Consider the following 4,192-nt stretch of genomic DNA (forward strand, 5'->3'; position numbering starts at 1 on the left):
TACGACAAGTGTAAATCCATTTCCCGGATTAAGGCCTTTTAGGTTTGAAGAAAGCCATTTATTTTTTGGAAGAGAAAACCAGGTAGATCGGGTAATTGATAAATTGATCAACAGGAAATTCGTAGCTATTGTAGGCGCATCCGGTGTTGGTAAATCTTCCTTTATGAGCTGCGGTATCCTCCCTGTTTTAATGGGTGATTACAAAACCGAAGATGCCAGTGCTTGGGAAATTTATGAAATGACTCCTGGTGATTCGCCCATCCAATCACTCACCAATGCTTTATCTGGGTATTATTTGGGGCAACAAGACAAACCAGAACTCGATGATGTAGAATGGAATGTCAATTACTCAACCCTCAGTGAGTATACAGATGGTCTGGTTAAGATTATAAAAAATAAATATGAGGCTGAAAAAAAGAACTACTTACTGTTCATAGATCAGTTTGAAGAACTCTTTAGGTTCACCTTAAATAATGCAGAAGCTCAACATACTGATGAAGTAAATGCATTTGTAAAGCTAGTTGTGCATGCTATTAACCAGACCGAGGTTCCTATTTACATAGTCACCACGATTAGGTCCGATTTTATCGGTGATTGTGCGCAATACCCGTCTCTCACAGAGGTAATTAATGAAAGCCAGTTTTTGATTCCTCAGATGACGAGAGAAGAAAAGCAAAGTGCAATTGTAGGGCCTATAAGTGTAATGGGCGCACAAATCGAGGATAGGCTGGTACAGGAGATTTTAAATGATATCGGTGATAGCTCCGACCAATTACCAATTATGCAGCATGCACTCATGCGTACATGGAGCTATTGGCAAGTCAATAGCGTAGGCAGTGAGCCTATAAGCCTTACAGATTATGAGGCAGTAGGTAGAATGCAAAATGCACTTTCTGAACACGCCAGGGAGGCCTACAGGGAGTTAAATGATGAAGAGAAGAAAATATGTGAACGCATATTTAAGACCATAACAGAAAAAGGTGAAGAAGGTAGAGGTGTAAGGCGACCGACTAAGCTAAGTGAAATAGCAGCTATTGTGAACGCTCCTGAAGATGAGATCAGAGAGGTGGTTGAGCATTTTAGAAAACCCGGTCGTACGCTATTACTACCAGCAGATGGTGAGTTGCAAGAAAACACCATGATCGATATTTCTCATGAAAGCTTTATGAGAATATGGGTAGAACTTAATGAGTGGGTTGAAGAAGAGGCTGAATCAGTAAAACTGTACTTGCGACTAGCTGAGGCGGCAGAGATGCACCAGGAAGGAAAAGCCGGCTTATGGAGGCCACCAGATTTGCAAATAGCATTAAGCTGGAGAGATGAGCAAAAGCCTTCTCTAGCATGGGGTTTGCGCCATCACAAAGCGTATGAGCGCACTATGCTGTTTTTGGAGTATAGCCAGAAAGAGTATGAAAGAGAGCAAATAATAAGAGAAAAGCTTCAGAAGAGAAGACTTGTAGCGGCCCGTATTACCGCAGTTGTGTTAGGCTTGGGTATCGTAGTAGCTCTCTTGTTTTTATTATACGCAGAAAGACAAAGAAGAGAAGCAGACATTCAGCGAGCAGAAGCCGCCAAGCAAAAAGAGACTGCCGAACAGCAGGCACAAATTGCTAAACTCAACGAGCAGGAAGCTATTCAGCAAAAGCAAATTGCTGAAACTGAAAAAGAACGAGCCGTTAAAAATGAGCAGATAGCAACACAACAAAGGCAGATAGCAGAAACCGAAAGGCAAAATGCAATTATTCAGACAGTGATTGCAGACAGTGCCAGAAGAGTAGCGATGACTGAAGAGCAAAAAGCCTATCAGCTCAGGTTGCTTTCTATCGCTAAATCAATGGCCATCAAGTCGGTGCAATTGACAGATTCTGCCAAAAAAGGCTTGGTTGCTAAGCAAGCTTTCGATTTTTATAGAGATAATGGAGGTCGACCGTTTGACCCGGATATTTATGATGGCTTATATTATGCCGTAAAAAGTCTGGAGCATCCTGATTACAATAGTTTAATTGCTCACACCCAAAATGTACGATCTATTGTGACTTCTAAAAATGCCAGATATATCTACTCAGCCGGTAGTGATGGCAAAATACTGAGATGGGATGGTAATGACCCACAAAGTTCTCACGAAGTGATATCTGACAGGCCCGGTAGAATTAACAGAACGCTTGCCGTAAGTAATGACAATAGGTTTTTAGCATGTGGTGGTGAGTTTGGTTATTTAGAGATTTATGACCTAAACGACCTGAAAAAGAAGCCACGTGTAATGCCAATTGATGTAGCAGAGGTTTGGTATTTGGAGTTTGCTAATAATAATTTTGGGATCATCTATGCCGGCTCTGATAAGCGAATAACCTATCAGGATTTCGACAGAAAGGAAGTTATTGCAGAGAGTGATGAAAAGATTAATGCCATAGCCATCAGCCCTGATGGAAAGTTTGTGGCAGCCGCTAAATCAAATGGTATGCTCAATGTTATCGACTTAGGTGACAATAATAGCAGCAGTACCTATTTTCAGGATTCCAGAGCAACGGCACTTATATCAGTGGCTTTTAGCAACAATGGTCGCTATCTCGCTACAGGTGATGAAAAAGGCAAGGTACATGTATGGGACTTTAAGTCAAATAGGCTGCTAAGCACACTTACAGGTCATAGTGCCCGGGTAAATAACATCGAGTTTAGCCATAATAATAAGCGACTGGCAACGGGAAGTTTCGACAAAACCGTGAGAATATGGAATGTTGATAATCTATTTGATGCCCCTATTGTGCTCAAAGATCATGAAGATTGGGTTTGGTCGATAGCTTTTAGCCCTGATGACACCGATCTACTCGCTGGTTGCCGTGATTACTTGATTAGACTGTGGCCAACCAACACGCAAAAAATGGCAACAAAGGTGTGCGAGCAGCTTAATAGAAACATGTCGACAGATGAGTGGGAGTTGTTCGTGGCAGAAGACATACCTTATGAAATAACCTGTAAATAGTATTTAATAACCAGATGACAAATAATATGCGACTAAAAGCCCTCTGTTTCGGGTTCGTTTTATTTCTTTTTACCAATAATGTGTTAGCCCAAAGGCAGGAGTCTGAAAATGCATGTGCTAAAACTCTCAATAGTGCGAGATCATCTTATGAGCAGGGCCGAATTGAAGAGGTGCCGGGTCTCTTAGAAGATTGTTTGAAAAATGGCTTTAATGATGTAGAAATGGTCGAGGCTTACAAGCTATTGATTCTTTCTTACCTCTATTATGACGAACGTGCTGCTGCTGAAAATGCCATGCTTAATTTCTTAAAATTCGAGCCTGAGTACGAAATAAACCCGGTTGTGGATCCACCGGAGTTTATCAACTTATATAATTCATTCAGAACTAACCCTATTTTTCTCATAGGAGCAAAGGCCGGGGGCAATGCTACATTTGTAGATGTAGAAAAAAACTACAGTTTAAGTAATACTGCAAGTTCTACAGGCACTTACAGATCAAAAGTTGGGTATCAGGTGGGGCTTACATTGGATGTTCCCCTAAGCAAGAAGTTTTCAATTGCCACTGAGCTAAACCTTATTGCTAATACGTATGAGTATACCAAAAAACAGCTTCAATTCTCTTCTTTACTATATACCGAAGAGCAAATGTGGGGTGAGTTACCACTGTTTGTAAGGTATAATTTTGGTAGCAGCAAGCTTAAATATTATGTGCAGGTGGGAGGAGCTGTGAGTTATCTCCTAAGCGCAGAAGCCAACGTGGAGCGAACGGATAGTGTTAATATTGAAGTTGGAAATAGAAGTGTTTCCGGTCCGTCAATTGACCTTACCCCTCAACGGGAAAGTCTTAATTACAGTATTGTTGGAGGGTTCGGCCTGAAGATGAAAGATGTTTTAGGAAATGGCTATTTGCTGTTCGATGTGAGATATTCACATGGTTTGCCTAATGTGGTAAACACCGATGCACGATATAACAACAATGAATTGCAATATCAGTACTTATACGTAGATAATGATTATAGTATTAAAAATGCGTTCGTTTCATTGGGTTATTACATCCCTATCTACAAACCGAAGGTGATAAAAAAGAGAAAGAAAAAAAGGAAGGGTTAAGTAGATCGATTGCGTTGATTAGAGTTTCGTCATCCAGCTCATTATGCCTTACAGGGCGGTATAAAGTTCGGTTTTCGTCATCCAGAGACATAACTTTTTTCAA

General features: G+C 40.8%; 2 protein-coding genes. Both read left to right on the forward strand.

Features of this window, described 5'->3' with window-relative positions:
• On the forward strand, positions 1-2,980 hold a 2,980-nt coding region (locus E1176_RS04850), incomplete at its 5' end, for an nSTAND1 domain-containing NTPase (protein WP_155209442.1).
• Positions 2,981-3,006: 26 nt separating this feature from the next.
• A complete protein-coding gene (locus E1176_RS04855; RefSeq protein ID WP_185152636.1) occupies positions 3,007-4,089 on the forward strand; it encodes a porin family protein in 1,083 nt (360 codons plus the stop codon).
• Positions 4,090-4,192 lie beyond the last annotated feature (103 nt).

It is taken from the genome of Fulvivirga aurantia, assembly GCF_009711475.1.
Taxonomy (GTDB): Bacteria; Bacteroidota; Bacteroidia; order Cytophagales; family Cyclobacteriaceae; genus Fulvivirga; species Fulvivirga aurantia.